15 protein-coding genes and 1 tRNA gene are annotated in these 15,694 nt (G+C 40.6%); 15 read left to right on the top strand and 1 reads right to left on the bottom strand.

The features are described from left to right. Nucleotides 1-8 precede the first annotated feature (8 nt). The 9 genes from asnA to O3636_RS05680 all read left to right on the top strand — a co-directional run bounded on the left by asnA (nt 9) and on the right by O3636_RS05680 (nt 7,341). Nucleotides 9-1,001, top strand: a complete 993-nt coding sequence (gene asnA / locus O3636_RS05720; RefSeq protein WP_000748005.1) for an aspartate--ammonia ligase — start codon at nt 9-11, stop codon at nt 999-1,001. A 64-nt stretch (nt 1,002-1,065) separates the two neighbouring features. Further along, nucleotides 1,066-1,605: a 16S rRNA (guanine(966)-N(2))-methyltransferase RsmD gene (gene rsmD / locus O3636_RS05715; protein ID WP_371642137.1), complete on the top strand. Its 540-nt coding sequence runs from the start codon at nt 1,066-1,068 to the stop codon at nt 1,603-1,605. Then, nucleotides 1,595-2,083, top strand: a complete 489-nt coding sequence (gene coaD / locus O3636_RS05710; RefSeq protein WP_031227778.1) for a pantetheine-phosphate adenylyltransferase — start codon at nt 1,595-1,597, stop codon at nt 2,081-2,083. The genes rsmD and coaD overlap by 11 nt, the downstream gene beginning before the upstream one ends. Further along, nucleotides 2,067-3,104 carry a SepM family pheromone-processing serine protease gene (locus O3636_RS05705; RefSeq protein WP_077804676.1) on the top strand — a complete coding sequence of 346 codons (1,038 nt, stop codon included), beginning with the start codon at nt 2,067-2,069 and terminating at the stop codon, nt 3,102-3,104. Before coaD ends, O3636_RS05705 begins: the two co-directional genes overlap by 17 nt. Before the next feature lie 57 nt (nt 3,105-3,161). After that, nucleotides 3,162-3,392 carry a DUF1146 family protein gene (locus O3636_RS05700; protein ID WP_000250399.1) on the top strand — a complete coding sequence of 77 codons (231 nt, stop codon included), beginning with the start codon at nt 3,162-3,164 and terminating at the stop codon, nt 3,390-3,392. 23 nt (nt 3,393-3,415) lie between these two features. Then, the gene (gene murA / locus O3636_RS05695) at nt 3,416-4,699 is read left to right on the top strand and encodes a UDP-N-acetylglucosamine 1-carboxyvinyltransferase (RefSeq protein ID WP_371642135.1); all 1,284 of its coding nucleotides are present in this window, start codon (nt 3,416-3,418) and stop codon (nt 4,697-4,699) included. Then, entirely contained in the window at nt 4,692-4,880 is a 189-nt protein-coding gene (locus O3636_RS05690; protein WP_025170734.1) for a DNA-directed RNA polymerase subunit beta, read from the top strand. Before murA ends, O3636_RS05690 begins: the two co-directional genes overlap by 8 nt. A gap of 37 nt (nt 4,881-4,917) precedes the next feature. Further along, complete coding sequence (gene endA, locus O3636_RS05685) at nt 4,918-5,742, top strand: DNA-entry nuclease EndA (RefSeq protein ID WP_261024261.1); 825 nt, start codon at nt 4,918-4,920, stop codon at nt 5,740-5,742. Nucleotides 5,743-6,009: 267 nt separating this feature from the next. Beyond that, nucleotides 6,010-7,341, top strand: coding sequence for a hemolysin family protein (locus tag O3636_RS05680; protein WP_261024260.1), 1,332 nt, complete (start codon nt 6,010-6,012; stop codon nt 7,339-7,341). Nucleotides 7,342-7,536: 195 nt separating this feature from the next. Here the strand turns inward: O3636_RS05680 and O3636_RS05675 are convergent. Further along, nucleotides 7,537-7,607: transfer RNA gene (locus O3636_RS05675), tRNA-Cys, on the bottom strand. A 157-nt stretch (nt 7,608-7,764) separates the two neighbouring features. On the opposite strand from O3636_RS05675, the gene O3636_RS05670 reads away from it, so the two are divergent. The 6 genes from O3636_RS05670 to O3636_RS05645 all read left to right on the top strand — a co-directional run bounded on the left by O3636_RS05670 (nt 7,765) and on the right by O3636_RS05645 (nt 15,684). Beyond that, nucleotides 7,765-9,753: a peptide ABC transporter substrate-binding protein gene (locus O3636_RS05670; protein ID WP_371642132.1), complete on the top strand. Its 1,989-nt coding sequence runs from the start codon at nt 7,765-7,767 to the stop codon at nt 9,751-9,753. Nucleotides 9,754-9,819: 66 nt separating this feature from the next. Then, complete coding sequence (locus O3636_RS05665; RefSeq protein WP_033676161.1) at nt 9,820-11,316, top strand: ABC transporter permease; 1,497 nt, start codon at nt 9,820-9,822, stop codon at nt 11,314-11,316. After that, nucleotides 11,316-12,242: an oligopeptide ABC transporter permease OppC gene (gene oppC, locus O3636_RS05660; protein WP_000104317.1), complete on the top strand. Its 927-nt coding sequence runs from the start codon at nt 11,316-11,318 to the stop codon at nt 12,240-12,242. Before O3636_RS05665 ends, oppC begins: the two co-directional genes overlap by 1 nt. A gap of 8 nt (nt 12,243-12,250) precedes the next feature. Further along, nucleotides 12,251-13,318 carry an ABC transporter ATP-binding protein gene (locus O3636_RS05655; protein WP_000159551.1) on the top strand — a complete coding sequence of 356 codons (1,068 nt, stop codon included), beginning with the start codon at nt 12,251-12,253 and terminating at the stop codon, nt 13,316-13,318. Between the two features lie 10 nt (nt 13,319-13,328). Then, the gene (locus O3636_RS05650; RefSeq protein ID WP_001291284.1) at nt 13,329-14,255 is read left to right on the top strand and encodes an ATP-binding cassette domain-containing protein; all 927 of its coding nucleotides are present in this window, start codon (nt 13,329-13,331) and stop codon (nt 14,253-14,255) included. Nucleotides 14,256-14,706: 451 nt separating this feature from the next. Beyond that, entirely contained in the window at nt 14,707-15,684 is a 978-nt protein-coding gene (locus O3636_RS05645) for an ABC transporter substrate binding protein (RefSeq protein ID WP_371642129.1), read from the top strand. The last annotated feature ends 10 nt before the right edge of the window (nt 15,685-15,694 follow it).

Genomic DNA, 15,694 nt, shown 5'->3' with positions numbered 1-15,694 from the left:
AGTAGTTTATGAAGAAAAGTTTTATCCACCAACAAGAAGAAATTTCCTTTGTCAAAAACACTTTTACTCAGTATTTGAAAGACAAGCTAGAAGTTGTCGAAGTTCAAGGTCCTATCTTGAGTAGGGTCGGTGACGGGATGCAGGACAACTTATCAGGTGTTGAGAATGCCGTATCGGTCAAGGTTCTCCAAATCCCTGATGCTACTTATGAAGTGGTGCATTCACTTGCTAAATGGAAACGCCATACTCTAGCTCGCTTTGGTTTCGGTGAGGGTGAAGGTCTTTTCGTCCACATGAAAGCCCTTCGTCCAGACGAAGACTCGCTGGATGCAACACACTCTGTTTATGTTGACCAGTGGGACTGGGAGAAGGTTATCCCAAATGGTAAGCGTAACATCGCTTATCTAAAAGAAACAGTTGAGAAGATTTATAAGGCCATTCGTTTGACAGAACTAGCTGTTGAAGCTCGCTATGACATCGAATCAATCTTGCCAAAACAAATCACTTTTATCCATACAGAAGAGTTGGTAGAACGCTATCCAGACTTGACACCGAAAGAACGTGAAAATGCTATCTGTAAAGAATTTGGTGCTGTTTTCTTGATTGGTATCGGTGGCGAGTTGCCAGATGGTAAACCGCACGATGGACGTGCACCAGACTATGATGACTGGACAAGCGAGTCTGAGAATGGCTACAAGGGTCTAAATGGTGATATTCTTGTTTGGAATGAGTCTCTGGGTGGAGCCTTTGAGTTGTCTTCTATGGGAATCCGTGTAGATGAAGAAACGCTTCGCCGTCAGGTGGAAATTACAGGTGACGAAGACCGCTTGGAATTGGAATGGCACAAGGCTTTGTTGAATGGCCTATTCCCATTGACAATCGGTGGAGGAATTGGACAATCTCGGATGGCCATGTTCCTACTTCGCAAGAAACACATCGGAGAAGTGCAAACAAGTGTTTGGCCTCAAGAAGTCCGCGATACTTACGAAAATATTTTGTAGAGAATCGAACCGCAAGGTTCGGTTTTCTTTCTCTTTTCGCCCATAATTTGGTATAATAAACGGTATGAAAATCGTATCAGGAATCTATGGGGGACGTCCCCTCAAGACATTAGAAGGCAAGACGACAAGACCTACTTCGGATAAGGTTAGGGGAGCCATTTTTAACATGATTGGTCCCTACTTTGAAGGGGGATGCGTCTTGGACCTTTATGCAGGTAGTGGTGGTTTATCTATCGAAGCAGTATCGCGTGGCATGTCTAGCGCTGTTTTGGTGGAGAGAGACCGTAAGGCTCAGACCATCGTGGCTGAAAATATTCGGATGACCAAGGAAGTTGGAAAATTTCAACTCCTCAAGATGGATGCAGAACGGGCATTGGAACAGGTATCTGGGGAATTCGACCTCATTTTCTTAGACCCTCCTTATGCCAAGGAACAAATCGTAGCAGATATTGAAAAAATGGCTGAGAGAGAGCTATTTTCTGAAGATATTATGGTCGTGTGTGAGACGGATAAGGCCGTTGAACTTCCGGAAGAAATTGCCTGCCTGGGTATCTGGAAGGAAAAAATTTATGGAATTAGTAAGGTGACAGTTTATGTCAGATAAGATTGGCTTATTCACAGGCTCATTTGATCCGATGACAAATGGGCATCTGGATATCATTGAACGGGCGAGCAGACTCTTTGATAAGCTCTATGTCGGTATTTTTTTTAATCCCCACAAACAAGGATTTCTTCCTATCGAAAATCGTAAACGGGGGTTAGAAAAGGCTTTGAAACATTTGGGAAATGTTAAAGTCGTGTCTTCTCATGATGAATTGGTGGTCGATGTCGCGAAAAGACTGGGGGCTACTTGTCTAGTGCGTGGTTTGAGGAATGCGTCTGATTTGCAATATGAAGCCAGTTTTGATTACTACAATCATCAGCTGTCTCCTAATATAGAGACCATTTATTTACATAGTCGACCTGAACATCTCTATCTCAGTTCATCCGGTGTTAGAGAGCTTTTGAAGTTTGGTCAGGATATTGCCGGCTATGTTCCTGATAGTATTTTGGAGGAAATAAGAAATGAAAAAAAAGATTAGATGGCCCTTATATGTCATTGCGGCCTTGATTGTGACTTTCTTGGCATTTGTAGTGCCCTTGCCCTACTATATAGAAGTTCCAGGTGGTTCGGAAGATATTCGCCAAGTTCTTAAAGTCAATGACACAGAAGATAAGGAAGCTGGGGCCTATCAATTCGTTACGGTTGGTGTCCAGCATGCTACTTTAGCCCATATGATTTATGCTTGGTTGACGCCTTTTACAGATATTCGTAGTGCCCAAGAGACTACAGGTGGCTCTTCCGATATTGAATTTATGCGGATCAATCAATTCTACATGCAAACATCACAAAACATGGCCAAGTATCAAGGACTAAAAACAGCTGGTAAGGATATTGAACTAAAATATCTTGGGGTTTATGTTTTGACTGTGACAGATAATTCGACCTTTAAAGGGATTCTCAACATCTCTGATACGGTCACAGCAGTCAATGATCAGACCTTCGACAGTTCCAAAGATTTGATTGATTATGTCAATTCTCAAAAACTAGGGGACTCCGTCAAGGTCACCTATGAAGAGGATGGGCAAACCAAGTCTGCAGAAGGTAAGATTATCACCTTGGAAAATGGCAAAAATGGAATTGGAATCGGTTTGATTGACCGTACGGAAGTGACCAGTGATGTCCCAATTCGCTTTTCAACAGCTGGTATCGGTGGTCCAAGTGCAGGTCTCATGTTTAGTCTGGCCATCTATACTCAAATAGCTGACCCTGGCCTTCGTAATGGTCGTATCGTTGCCGGTACAGGAACCATTGACCGCGATGGGAATGTGGGGGACATTGGAGGTATTGATAAGAAAGTTGTAGCTTCGGCTAGAGAAGGTGCCGCGATTTTCTTTGCCCCAGATAACCCTGTTAGCGAAGAAGAACAAAAAGCGCATCCGGATGCTAAAAACAACTACCAAACAGCCCTAGAAGCAGCTAAAACAATCAAGACAGATATGAAAATAGTGCCGGTTAAAACCCTACAAGATGCAATTGATTACTTGAAAAACAATCCCTAGTTTTTAAGGGAAGTTTCCAAACTAGCGCACAAACAGAGAAGATGGTATAATAGTCAAATGGTTCAATTATTATTCACTCTAAGCAGTCACATGCTCTTTATTTATGTGAGTTTTTACCTTTTAAAGAATCTTGTTAGATGGGAAAAGGTTTTAAAAGTGACAGCTGAGAATACAGGAAAAGTTCGTTTACTAGTAGCCTTTTTCAGTATTGTCATGGGCTATATCATGAGTTCTTTCTTTATCAGCCTATATCAGTTGTGGCAGGAAGCGCTTAGAGGATTATTATAAAATCAAATGTAAAGGAAATAAGTATGGAAAAAATTGTGGTTCAAGGTGGCGATAATCGTCTGGTAGGAAGTGTTACGATCGAAGGAGCAAAGAATGCAGTCTTGCCCTTGTTGGCAGCGACTATTCTAGCAAGTGAAGGAAAGACTGTCTTGCAGAATGTTCCTATCTTGTCAGATGTTTTCACTATGAATCAGGTGGTTCGTGGTTTGAATGCCAAGGTGGATTTTGATGAGGAGGCTCATCTTGTCGAGGTAGACGCGACTGGCGATATCACTGAGGAAGCTCCTTACAAGTATGTCAGCAAGATGCGTGCATCTATCGTTGTCTTGGGACCAATTCTTGCCCGTGTAGGTCATGCCAAGGTATCCATGCCAGGTGGTTGTACGATTGGTAGCCGTCCTATTGATCTTCATTTGAAAGGTCTGGAAGCCATGGGGGCTAAGATTAGTCAGACAGCTGGTTATATCGAAGCCAAGGCTGATCGCTTACATGGCGCTCATATCTACATGGACTTCCCAAGTGTTGGTGCTACGCAGAACTTGATGATGGCAGCGACTCTAGCTGATGGGGTGACAGTGATTGAAAATGCTGCGCGTGAGCCTGAGATTGTGGACCTAGCTATTCTCCTCAATGAAATGGGAGCTAAGGTTAAGGGTGCTGGTACAGAGACCATTACCATTACCGGTGTTGAGAAACTTCATGGTACGACTCACAATGTAGTCCAAGACCGTATCGAAGCCGGAACCTTTATGGTGGCTGCTGCCATGACTGGTGGTGATGTCTTGATTAAAGACGCTGTTTGGGAGCACAATCGTCCCTTGATTGCCAAATTGCTTGAAATGGGAGTGGAAGTGACAGAGGAGACTGAAGGAATTCGAGTTCACTCTCAACTAGAAAATTTAAAAGCTGTTCATGTGAAAACCTTGCCCCACCCAGGTTTTCCAACAGATATGCAGGCTCAATTTACAGCCTTGATGACCGTCGCAAAAGGGGAATCAACTATGATAGAGACAGTTTTCGAAAATCGTTTCCAACATCTAGAAGAAATGCGCCGCATGGGCTTGCATTCTGAGATTATCCGTGATACAGCTCGTATTGTTGGTGGACAGGCTTTGCAGGGAGCAGAAGTTCTTTCAACTGACCTTCGTGCCAGTGCAGCCTTGATTTTGACAGGTTTGGTAGCACAAGGAGAAACTGTAGTTGGTAAATTGGTTCACTTGGATAGAGGTTACTACCGTTTTCATGAGAAGTTAGCGCAACTAGGTGCTAAGATTCAGCGGATTGAGGCAAGTGATGAAGATGAATAAGAAATCAAGCTATGTAATCAAGCGTTTACTTTTAGTCATTCTGGTACTGATTTTAGGCGTTCTAGCCCTAGGAATCGGTTTAATGGTCGGCTATGGAATCTTGGGCAAGGGTCAAGATCCATGGGCTATCCTGTCTCCAGCAAAATGGCAGGAATTGATTCATAAATTTACAGGAAATTAGGCTGGAAAACCAGCCTTTTTTAAAGATAAGGAGAAATATGAACAAAAAAACAAGACAGACACTGATCGGACTGCTAGTGTTATTGCTTTTGTCTGCAGGGAGCTATTATATCAAGCAGATGCAGTCGACAGCTAATAGTCCCAAAACCAAGCTTAGTCAGAAAAAACAAGCGTCTGAAGCTCCTAGTCAAGCATTGGCAGAAAGTGTCTTAACAGACGCAGTCAAAAGCCAAATAAAAGGGAGTCTGGAGTGGAATGGCTCAGGTGCTTTTATCGTCAATGGCAATAAAACGAATCTAGATGCCAAGGTTTCAAGTAAGCCCTACGCTGATAATAAAACAAAGACAGTGGGCAAGGAAACAGTGCCAACTGTAGCTAATGCCCTCTTGTCTAAGGCTACTCGTCAGTACAAGAATCGTGAAGAAACTGGGAATGGTTCGACTTCTTGGACTCCTCCAGGCTGGCATCAGGTTAAGAATCTAAAGGGTACTTATACCCATGCGGTCGATAGAGGTCACTTGTTAGGCTATGCCTTAATCGGTGGTTTGGATGGTTTTGATGCCTCGACAAGCAATCCTAAAAACATTGCTGTTCAAACAGCCTGGGCAAATCAGGCTCAAGCCGAGGATTCGACTGGTCAAAACTACTATGAAAGCATGGTACGTAAGGCCTTGGATAAAAACAAGCGTGTCCGTTACCGTGTAACTCTTTATTATGCTTCAAACGAGGATTTAGTTCCTTCAGCTTCACAGATTGAAGCCAAGTCTTCAGACGGAGAATTGGAATTCAATGTTCTAGTTCCCAATGTTCAAAAAGGGCTTCAACTGGATTACCGAACTGGAGAAGTAACTGTAACTCAGTAAAAGATAAGATAAACTCCTATGTCACTAGTGGATGTAGGAGTTCTTTCTTACTAGTTTAAGCAGGGCTACAATAGACACTAATACTCAATGAAAATCAAAATGCAAACTAGGAAGCTAGTCGCAGGTTGCTCAAAGCATAGCTTTGAAGTTGCAGATAAAGCTGACGTGGTTTGAAGAGATTTTCGAAGAGTATGAGAAAAAATAATATGTACTGGACTATATTTTGTGATATAATAGAGGGTAAGATACTATTTTAGGAGAAGAACTATGGAAGACCCAAGTAGTCAGAATTTGTTGCTACAATTTGTTTTATTGTTTATCTTGACGGTGTTAAATGCCTTTTTCTCAGCCACAGAAATGGCCATGGTTTCACTTAACCGTGCGCGGGTTGAACAAAAGGCGGAAGAAGGAGACAGACGCTACATCCGCCTGCTGAAGGTACTAGAAAATCCTAACCACTTTTTATCAACCATTCAGGTAGGAATCACCCTGATTACAATCTTATCAGGGGCGAGTTTAGCCGATACTCTAGGACGTGTGATTTCCTCTTGGCTTGGGAATGGCGAAACAGCACAAGCCGTGGCAACTTTTCTATCCTTGGCATTTTTGACCTATATTTCCATCGTTTTTGGGGAATTGTATCCTAAAAGAATCGCTCTTAATCTAAAGGATGCCTTGGCGATTCGTACAGCGCCAGTTATTATTGGGCTTGGTAAACTAGTTAGTCCCTTTGTTTGGCTCTTGTCTGCATCTACCAATCTCTTGAGTCGCTTGACTCCTATGACCTTTGACGATGCTGATGAAAAAATGACCCGTGATGAAATTGAGTACATGCTGACCAATAGTGAAGAAACACTAGATGCTGACGAAATTGAAATGTTACAAGGAATCTTTTCACTGGACGAATTAATGGCCAGAGAAGTCATGGTTCCTCGAACGGATGCCTTTATGGTCGATATTCAGGATGATAGTCAAACCATCATCCAAAGTATTTTAAAACAAAATTATTCTCGTATCCCTGTCTATGATGGAGACAAGGATAACGTGATTGGGATTATTCACACCAAGAGTCTCCTTAAGGCGGGCTTTGTGGACGGTTTTGACAATATTGTTTGGAAGAAAATCTTACAAGATCCACTTTTTGTTCCTGAAACTATTTTTGTGGATGACTTGTTAAAAGAATTGCGCAATACCCAAAGACAAATGGCAATCTTGCTGGATGAATACGGTGGGATGGCTGGTTTGGTGACACTTGAAGACCTCTTAGAGGAAATCGTTGGGGAAATCGATGACGAAACAGATAAGGCTGAAATCGAAGTTCATCAAATCGGAGAAGATACTTATATCGTTCAAGGTACCATGAATCTCAATGATTTTAATGACTACTTTGATGTCGAACTGGCAAGTGATGACGTTGATACCATCGCTGGTTATTATTTGACAGGAGTTGGGACCATTCCAACGACTGAGAAACTCAGTTATGAATTAGTCAGCCAAAACAAACAGCTTATCCTAACCAATGATAAAGTGAAAAATGGACGTGTTACCAAGGTAAAAGTCCAAATCACAGAAGTCGAAATAGAAGAAGAAACAGAGTAAATTAGAGGCTTTTGTCATCATGAGTGACAAAGCTTTTTTCAGTTGTTTTAAAAGGGAATAGTATCCTCGAAAAACTCAGCCCCAAACTTGCCCCAAAAGTTTTTTAAAGTTATACGTATTTATTCGAGGAAAAAGAAAAAAGCCCTTTAAATTGGGCTTTCTGTCTTGATAAATTCCGATAAATTCGGTATTGAAAGGCGGTAGACGGATTTGAACCGACGATCAAGCTTTTGCAGAGCCGTGCCTTACCACTTGGCTATACCGCCTCAACGTTTATTATTATACCTTGAAAATGATTTTCAGTCAATAGCTTTTTCAGATTTTTTGTATGAATAAGCCTAAATATTCTGAAAATTCGTTTACTTTTCTTTAAATCTATGGTATAATTGATGATAACCTATACTTTATAAGAGGAGTAAAGAAATGAAAAAAAGTCAAGTGCTTGCTGTAGCGGGGGCTACCTTATTAGCGTCAGGAGTTCTAGCTGCGTGTTCAAACACTAGTTCAAATAATGCTAAACTAGCAAAAGATTACCAATATGTTTATCAAACAGATCCAGAAACCTTGGATTATATCGTCAGCAATATCGATTCAACATCATTCGTCACAACAAATGCAGTAGATGGTTTGTTGGCTAACGATAAATATGGTAATCTGGTTCCTTCTATTGCTGAATCATGGACAGTTTCAAAAGATGGTTTGACGTATACCTATAAAATCCGTAAGGATGCTAAATGGGTGACAGCAGAGGGAGAAGAGTACGCTCCTGTCACTGCTAAAGACTTCGTTACTGGTTTGAAACATGCGGTAGATGGGAAATCAAAAGGACTTTCAATCGTTAGCTCTTCTATTAAAGGATTAGAAGCCTATATCAAGGGTGAAACAAGCGACTTTTCAACCGTTGGAGTAAAAGCGCTTGATGATCAAACACTAGAATATACCTTGAACCAGCCAGAAACTTTCTGGAATGACAAGACAACTAGTGGTGTTTTGATGCCGGTTAATGAAGAATTCTTAACTTCAAAAGGGGAAGGTTTTGGTGCCCCAACCGATGCTAACTCTATTCTTTATAACGGTCCATTTGTCTTGAAAGCTGTAACTCCTAAATCATCTATCGAGATGGCTAAAAATGACGCATACTGGGACAAAGAAAATGTAAAAATTGAGAACGTTAAGTTCACTTTCTGGGATGGTAAGGACCAAGATGTGATTGCCAAAGGTTTTGCTGATGGTCAATATAGCAAGGCGCGTATCTTCCCTACAAGTTCTACATATGAAAAATATGCAGCTGACTTCAAAGATAACATTTACTTTAATGAACCAGGAGCGGGTGTTGCAACTGTCAGCTTGAACTATGGTCGTACAACCTATAACCACACTGCCAAAACAAGTGATGCCCAAAAGACATCTACTCAGAAAGCATTGCTAAACAAGGAATTCCGTCAAGCCTTGAACTTTGCTGTCGATCGCAATTCTTACTCAGCTCAAACAAATGGTACTGATGGAGCTGCAGTAGCCATCCGTAATACATTTGCACCATATAATCTTCAAGTTGGTAAGAAAACATTTGGTGAATTGGTACAAGAGAGCTTGGCTAAGACAAATTCTTCTACTTGGTCAAACGTATCTCTAGCAGATTCTCAAAATGGCCTTTACAATGAAGAAAAAGCTAAAGAAGTCTTTGCTAAAGCTAAATCAAGCCTACAAGCTGAAGGTGTTGAATTTCCAATCCACTTGGATGCCTTGGTTATCCAAGAATCAACAGCAGTTGTAAACCGTGTTCAATCATTGAAACAATCAATTGAAAAAGTATTGGGTTCAGATAACGTTGTTGTAGACTTACAACAAATGACTCAAGCAGAAGCTTTACCAATTTCATTTAGTGCTCCAACAGCTAAAGAGCAAGACTGGGATATCCATACCTTGCTAGGATGGAACCCTGACTATCAAGATCCTTCTACTTTCTTGGATCAGTTCGTCCTTAAGGGAGGAAGTACTCGTCTTTACCTTGGTATTGACCAAAACACAGATGCATCAGTAGTAAGCAAACTTGGTTTAGCTGACTATGGAAAATTACTTGATGACGCAAACAGCGAGAACCAAGATGTTCAAAAACGTTATGAAAAATACGCGGTAGCACAAGCTTGGTTGACTGACAATGCTTTGACAATTCCAGTAATGGCTTCTCCTAAAGAAACAGCCGTTTCATATGTTTCAAAAGTTCTACCATTTAGCTCTTCATATTCAGTAGCCGGCCTTAAAGGTGAAAATTCAGGATACTTGAAGTACACTGAAGTTGGTGAAAAAGCAATCACCAAAGAAGAGTATGAAAAAGCTCGTGAAAAATGGTTGAAAGAAAAGACTGAGTCAAACGAGAAAGCTCAAAAAGAATTGGCAAGTCATGTGAAGTAAATAATTTTCAATAGAACTTTCTCTCCATGAGGAGAAGGTTCTTTTGGGATTTTTAAAGGAAATGATATGAAAAAATATATTTTTATGCGTGTTTTGCGGTCATTGGTTTCTATCTTCTTAGTAACAACCTTGACTTACACGATTATCTATACAATGGTTCCTCGAAAATTGATTTTCAAACAGGATACCAACTATAACAAGATTGCGACAACTGCTGATAAACGTGATAACTATGAGAATACTGTTTATGAGCGTATGGGCTATATCGAGTACTACGATACCAAAGAGTTGCAAGAAAAAGCTAGCCAGATGGATGCTTCTGTAACAGTTGAAGCTAATGACACCAACAAGGCTATCTATGAAAAATACATCAAACAAATCGGTCATGGTTGGACCCTGGGAGAATTTACTGAAAGTGGCCAATTCTACGCTACTCGTGAAATCCCAATTTTTGAACGTGTTTTTCACTTCTATGCTAACTTGATTGACATTGATCATACTAATAAAATTCAAGACCCTGAAAATCCAGACTTGAAACGTTACCTTCGTTTCGAAAACGATCCAGCGATCGGATGGTCATTGGTTGGTTCAGGAACTAAACACAAATATCTCTTGTACTTCAACAGTCAGTTCCCATTTGTGCATCAAAACTTTGTGAACATTAATTTAGGTGACTCTTATCCAACCTATGCTAATAGCCCTGTTTTACAGGTCATTACTCAGGGACAAGGACAAACTAAAACATCCCAAGTTCAGTTCCCAACAGGTAAGAAAACTTCTTCTGTAAATATTTACTCAAGAACCTATAAATCGCCTAGTCAAGCTGACTCTCGTGAAGTAGCCAACTACGGAAAAGATGATCCTTATACAGCCACTGAAAGTAACTATCAATATCCTTCTATGATTGCCAGCTCTGCTGTCGTTGGATTGATTGGTTTAGTGATCTCTTATGCGATTGCCGTGCCACTTGGTTCAGCTATGGCTCGCTTCAAGAACACATGGATTGATAGTTTCTCAACAGGGGCTTTGACCTTCTTGATGGCTCTTCCAACCATTGCCTTGGTTTATATTATCCGTTTGGCTGGTTCTTCAATTGGCTTGCCAGATTCATTCCCTATCTTGGGTGCTGGAGATTGGCGTTCGTATGTTTTACCAGCAGTTATCCTTGGTTTGTTGGGTGCTCCTGGTACCGCTATTTGGATTCGTCGTTACATGATTGACTTGCAGTCGCAAGACTTTGTACGTTTTGCTCGTGCAAAAGGTTTGTCTGAAAAAGAAATTTCAAACAAACATATCTTTAAAAATGCCATGGTTCCACTGGTTTCAGGAATTCCTGGTGCTGTTATCGGGGTTATCGGTGGTGCAACTCTTACTGAAACAGTCTTCGCCTTCCCAGGTATGGGTAAAATGTTGATTGACTCTGTAAAAGCATCTAATAACTCTATGGTCGTTGGTCTTGTCTTCATCTTTACATGTATTTCTATCTTCTCACTTCTTTTAGGAGATATTTGGATGACGATTATTGACCCACGTATTAAATTGACTGAGAAAGGAGGCAAATAATGTCTACAATCAATAAAGAAAAATTTCAGTTTGTAAAACGTGACGATTTTGCCTCTGAAACTATTGATGCACCAGCTTATTCATACTGGGGGTCAGTGTTTAGACAATTTATGAAGAAGAAATCAACTGTAGTTATGTTGGGAATTTTGGTGGCTATCATTTTGATGAGTTTCATCTACCCAATGTTTTCTAAGTTTGATTTTAATGATGTCAGCAAGGTAAACGACTTTAGCGCTCGTTATATCAAGCCAAATGCTGAGCATTGGTTCGGTACTGACAGTAACGGTAAATCGCTCTTTGACGGTGTTTGGTTCGGAGCTCGTAACTCTATCCTCATTTCTGTGATTGCGACAGTGATTAACTTGGTTATCGGTGTCTTTGTTGGTGGTATTTGGGGTATTTCAAAATCAGTTGACCGTGTGATGATGGAAGTTTATAACGTCATCTCAAACATCCCATCTCTTTTGATTGTCATTGTCTTGACTTATTCAATTGGAGCTGGATTCTGGAATCTGATTTTTGCTATGAGTGTGACAACATGGATTGGGATTGCCTTCATGATCCGTGTGCAAATCTTGCGTTATCGTGATTTGGAATACAACTTGGCGTCACGTACTTTGGGAACACCAACCTTGAAGATTGTTGCCAAAAACATTATGCCACAATTGGTATCTGTTATTGTGACAACCATGACTCAAATGCTTCCAAGCTTTATCTCATACGAAGCCTTCTTGTCTTTCTTTGGTCTTGGATTACCAATTACAGTGCCAAGTTTGGGTCGTTTGATTTCGGATTATTCACAAAACGTAACAACTAATGCTTACTTGTTCTGGATTCCATTGACAACTCTTGTCTTGGTATCCTTGTCCCTTTTCGTAGTTGGTCAAAACTTAGCGGATGCTAGTGATCCACGTACACATAGATAGGAGTAGAAATGACAAAAGAAAAAAATGTAATTTTGACTGCTCGCGATATTGTCGTGGAATTTGACGTTCGTGACAAAGTATTGACAGCCATTCGCGGTGTTTCCCTTGAACTAGTTGAAGGAGAAGTATTAGCCTTGGTAGGTGAGTCAGGATCAGGAAAATCTGTTTTGACAAAGACTTTCACAGGTATGCTCGAAGAAAATGGTCGCATTGCCCAAGGTAGTATTGACTACCGTGGTCAAGATTTGACAGCTCTATCTTCTCACAAAGATTGGGAACAAATTCGTGGTGCTAAGATTGCGACTATCTTCCAGGACCCAATGACTAGTTTGGACCCAATTAAAACAATTGGTAGTCAGATTACAGAAGTTATTGTAAAACACCAAGGAAAAACAGCTAAAGAAGCGAAAGAATTGGCGATTGACTACATGAATAAGGTTGGGATTCCAGATGCAGATAGACGTTTTGATGAATACCCATTCCAATATTCTGGAGGAATGCGTCAACGTATCGTTATTGCGATTGCCCTTGCCTGCCGACCTGATGTCTTAATCTGTGATGAGCCAACGACTGCCTTGGATGTAACTATTCAAGCACAGATTATTGATTTGCTCAAATCATTACAAAATGAGTATCATTTCACAACAATCTTTATCACTCACGACCTTGGTGTGGTAGCAAGTATTGCGGATAAGGTAGCGGTTATGTATGCAGGAGAAATCGTTGAGTATGGAACTGTTGAGGAAGTCTTCTATGACCCTCGCCATCCATATACATGGAGTCTCTTGTCTAGCTTGCCTCAGCTTGCTGATGATAAAGGGGATCTTTACTCAATCCCAGGTACACCTCCGTCACTTTATACTGATCTGAAAGGGGATGCCTTTGCCTTGCGTTCAGACTATGCAATGCAGATTGACTTCGAACAAAAAGCTCCTCAATTCTCAGTATCAGAGACACATTGGGCTAAAACTTGGCTTCTTCATGAGGATGCTCCAAAAGTAGAAAAACCAGCTGTGATTGCAAATCTCCATGATAAGATCCGTGAAAAAATGGGATTTGCCCATCTGGAAGACTAGGAGGAAGGAAATGTCTGAAAAATTAGTAGAAATCAAAGATTTAGAAATTTCCTTCGGTGAAGGAAGTAAGAAGTTTGTTGCGGTTAAAAATGCTAACTTCTTTATCAACAAGGGAGAAACGTTCTCGCTTGTAGGTGAGTCAGGTAGTGGGAAAACAACTATTGGTCGTGCCATCATTGGTCTCAATGACACAAGTAATGGAGATATCATTTTTGATGGTCAAAAGATTAATGGTAAGAAATCGCGTGAACAAGCTGCGGAATTGATTCGTCGTATCCAGATGATTTTCCAAGACCCTGCAGCAAGTTTGAATGAACGTGCCACTGTTGATTATATTATTTCTGAAGGTCTTTATAATCATCATCTGTTCAAAGATGAAGAAGAACGTAAAGAGAAAGTTAAAAATATTATCCGTGAAGTGGGGCTTCTTGCTGAGCACTTGACTCGTTACCCTCATGAGTTTTCAGGTGGTCAACGTCAACGTATCGGTATTGCCCGTGCTTTGGTCATGCAACCAGACTTTGTTATTGCGGATGAGCCAATTTCAGCCTTGGACGTTTCTGTGCGTGCCCAAGTCTTGAACTTGCTCAAAAAATTCCAAAAAGAGCTCGGCTTGACCTATCTCTTCATCGCCCATGACTTGTCGGTTGTTCGCTTTATTTCAGATCGTATCGCGGTTATTTACAAGGGTGTTATTGTAGAGGTTGCAGAAACAGAAGAATTGTTTAACAATCCAATTCACCCATATACTCAGGCCTTGCTTTCAGCGGTTCCAATTCCAGATCCAATCTTGGAACGTAAGAAGGTCTTGAAGGTTTACGACCCAAGTCAACACGACTATGAGACTGATAAACCATCCATGGTTGAAATCCGTCCAGGTCACTATGTTTGGGCCAACCAAGCCGAATTGGCGCGTTACCAACAAGGACTAAACTAATAATGGTTTTATAATTTCCATGTCAACTTTTATGGAAATTATAAACCTTTTTTTGTTGGACTGATTTGAAAAGCTTTGAAAGTATCTTGAAAGAATTTTCGAAAAAATTTAAAAAATTCTGAAATATTCTTGACAGCTGATAAAAAAGGTGGTAAGATAGGAAACATCAAAAAAGAAAGCAGAAAAGAAATGAATAAAAGACAAGCTGTAACAATGAATCAAAACTTTTACTTTAGCTACTTTAGATAGTGTTTGTAGACATGTCACCATGGATGCAAACAGTTCAAGCAATTTGTTTGTATCTATGTGGCTAAGATTTTTGATTGTGGTCCATATAGATGAATATCTAAATGGACTAGCAAAGTTATAACTTGTTAGATTATTTCAAGCATCCGTTTAGATAGTATCTAGGCGGTTTTTTGTTTTATCTTTTCTGAGAAGGAGTTTCATTATGAAAGTTGTTCGAAAATTACTAGCACCCCTCTTGGTAGTGGGGATCCTCTTGACCTCTCTGATTAGTTTGCATCAGTTGAAGGCAGATAAGAAAAAAGATGTATTTCGTATCGGTATTTCGCAGTTTATTACCCACCAGTCCTTAGACGCTACTAGAGAAGGGTTTGTGGATGAGCTGGCCAAGCAAGGCTATGTTGAGGGGAAAAATATCGAGATTGATTTGCAAAATGCACAGGGAGAACAAAGAAATCTAAAAACGATTTCCCAGCAACTAGCAGAATCTAGTGATGTCGTTCTAGCCATCGCAACGCCTTCTGCTCAGAGCTTGGCCAATACAACACAAACGATACCGGTTATCTTTTCAGCGGTAACAGATCCTGTCAGTGCCAAGCTGGTTGAGTCAAGAGAACATCCTGGGGGCAATGTAACTGGGACAAGCGATCAGTCATCAGATGCCATTTCAACCCAAATCAATTTGATAAAGAAAGTGTTGCCAAAAGCTAAAACGATTGGAATCCTCTATACTCAGAGCGAGCCAAACTCAGTTGTCCAAAAGGATGAAGCTAAGCGTCTTCTGGAGGAAAAAGGCTTTACCGTTGTTGAAAAAACAATCTTGGACAGTAACAACGTCAAGGCGGCTGCAGAAAGCTTGATGGCAGAGGTGGATATGGTTTTTGTACCAACGGATAATATCATTTCATCAACCATGGAAACAGTCAAGCAGGTTTCTATTAAACACAAGGTTCCAGTATTCGGTGGTTCAACAGAAATGATTGCTGTGGGTGGCTTGTATAACTACGGAACCAATTACGAAGAATTGGGAAGACAGACAGCTCGCATGCTGATTCGTGTTTTAAAAGGTGAGAAGCCAGAAAATATAGCAGTTGAGTTGCCTGAAAAACTGGAATTGCATACCAATCAAGAAATGGCAGAAGTATTGGGAATTGATATTAGTAAGTTAGAAGGCAAGGAATAAGGAGGTTTAA

This window comes from Streptococcus sp. 27098_8_76, assembly GCF_041432315.1.
GTDB lineage: Bacteria > Bacillota > Bacilli > Lactobacillales > Streptococcaceae > Streptococcus.
Note: the sequence above shows the minus strand (reverse complement) of the source record. Positions and strands in the feature narration are given on the sequence as shown.

What these genes read in the sequence shown, in the direction of transcription:
- asnA (WP_000748005.1), top strand. Translation starts at nt 9, where the DNA reads ATGAAGAAAAGTTTTATCCACCAACAAGAAGAAATTTCCTTTGTCAAA.
- rsmD (WP_371642137.1), top strand. Translation starts at nt 1,066, where the DNA reads ATGAAAATCGTATCAGGAATCTATGGGGGACGTCCCCTCAAGACATTA.
- coaD (WP_031227778.1), top strand. Translation starts at nt 1,595, where the DNA reads ATGTCAGATAAGATTGGCTTATTCACAGGCTCATTTGATCCGATGACA.
- O3636_RS05705 (WP_077804676.1), top strand. Translation starts at nt 2,067, where the DNA reads ATGAAAAAAAAGATTAGATGGCCCTTATATGTCATTGCGGCCTTGATT.
- O3636_RS05700 (WP_000250399.1), top strand. Translation starts at nt 3,162, where the DNA reads ATGGTTCAATTATTATTCACTCTAAGCAGTCACATGCTCTTTATTTAT.
- murA (WP_371642135.1), top strand. Translation starts at nt 3,416, where the DNA reads ATGGAAAAAATTGTGGTTCAAGGTGGCGATAATCGTCTGGTAGGAAGT.
- O3636_RS05690 (WP_025170734.1), top strand. Translation starts at nt 4,692, where the DNA reads ATGAATAAGAAATCAAGCTATGTAATCAAGCGTTTACTTTTAGTCATT.
- endA (WP_261024261.1), top strand. Translation starts at nt 4,918, where the DNA reads ATGAACAAAAAAACAAGACAGACACTGATCGGACTGCTAGTGTTATTG.
- O3636_RS05680 (WP_261024260.1), top strand. Translation starts at nt 6,010, where the DNA reads ATGGAAGACCCAAGTAGTCAGAATTTGTTGCTACAATTTGTTTTATTG.
- O3636_RS05670 (WP_371642132.1), top strand. Translation starts at nt 7,765, where the DNA reads ATGAAAAAAAGTCAAGTGCTTGCTGTAGCGGGGGCTACCTTATTAGCG.
- O3636_RS05665 (WP_033676161.1), top strand. Translation starts at nt 9,820, where the DNA reads ATGAAAAAATATATTTTTATGCGTGTTTTGCGGTCATTGGTTTCTATC.
- oppC (WP_000104317.1), top strand. Translation starts at nt 11,316, where the DNA reads ATGTCTACAATCAATAAAGAAAAATTTCAGTTTGTAAAACGTGACGAT.
- O3636_RS05655 (WP_000159551.1), top strand. Translation starts at nt 12,251, where the DNA reads ATGACAAAAGAAAAAAATGTAATTTTGACTGCTCGCGATATTGTCGTG.
- O3636_RS05650 (WP_001291284.1), top strand. Translation starts at nt 13,329, where the DNA reads ATGTCTGAAAAATTAGTAGAAATCAAAGATTTAGAAATTTCCTTCGGT.
- O3636_RS05645 (WP_371642129.1), top strand. Translation starts at nt 14,707, where the DNA reads ATGAAAGTTGTTCGAAAATTACTAGCACCCCTCTTGGTAGTGGGGATC.